Here is a 1,154-nt window from a genome sequence, read left to right on the forward strand (position 1 = left end):
ACACCGGCGCCAACGGTACGACCGCCTTCGCGGATCGCAAAGCGCAGACCGTCTTCCATCGCAATCGGAGCGATCAGAGTGACGTCCAGCTTGACGTTGTCGCCCGGCATAACCATTTCCACGCCTTCCGGCAGTTCGCAGGAACCGGTTACGTCGGTAGTACGGAAGTAGAACTGCGGACGATAGCCTTTGAAGAACGGAGTGTGACGACCGCCTTCATCTTTACCCAGCACGTACACTTCAGCTTCGAAGCGGGTGTGCGGAGTGATGGTGCCCGGCTTGGCCAGAACCTGACCACGCTCAACATCTTCACGCTTGGTACCACGCAGCAGAACACCCACGTTCTCACCGGCACGACCTTCGTCCAGCAGCTTGCGGAACATTTCGACGCCAGTACAGGTGGTCTTGGTGGTCGCCTTGATACCGACGATCTCGACTTCTTCACCCACCTTGACAATGCCACGCTCAACACGACCGGTTACGACAGTACCGCGACCGGAAATGGAGAATACGTCTTCGATCGGCATCAGGAACGGCTTGTCGATCGCACGCTCAGGCTCAGGGATGTAAGCATCCAGAGTCTCAACCAGCTTACGAACGGCAGTAGTACCGATTTCGTTGTCGTCTTTGCCTTCCAGCGCCATCAGGGCAGAACCGATGATGATCGGAGTGTCGTCGCCCGGGAAGTCGTAGGTGCTCAGCAGGTCGCGAACTTCCATCTCGACCAGTTCCAGCAGCTCTTCGTCATCAACCATGTCGGCCTTGTTCAGGAACACGACGATGTAAGGAACGCCAACCTGACGGGACAGCAGGATGTGCTCGCGAGTCTGCGGCATCGGGCCGTCAGCAGCGGAGCAAACCAGGATAGCGCCGTCCATCTGGGCCGCACCGGTGATCATGTTTTTCACATAGTCGGCGTGACCAGGGCAGTCAACGTGCGCGTAGTGACGAGTCGGAGAATCGTACTCTACGTGCGAGGTGTTGATGGTGATACCACGAGCCTTTTCTTCCGGCGCGTTGTCGATCTGGTCGAAAGCGCGGGCAGAACCGCCATAAACCTCTGCGCAAACACGGGTCAGTGCAGCGGTCAGAGTGGTTTTACCATGGTCAACGTGACCGATGGTGCCTACGTTCAGGTGCGGTTTGCTACGTTC

At 57.6% G+C, this 1,154-nt stretch carries 1 protein-coding gene; it reads right to left on the reverse strand.

Going from position 1 to position 1,154, the window contains the following annotated elements:
• Nucleotides 1-1,154: elongation factor Tu (gene tuf, locus CNQ84_RS20220; RefSeq protein WP_096006541.1), on the reverse strand; the 1,154-nt coding region annotated here is incomplete at both ends.

The organism is Pseudomonas abyssi (assembly GCF_002307495.1).
Taxonomy (GTDB): domain Bacteria; phylum Pseudomonadota; class Gammaproteobacteria; order Pseudomonadales; family Pseudomonadaceae; genus Halopseudomonas; species Halopseudomonas abyssi.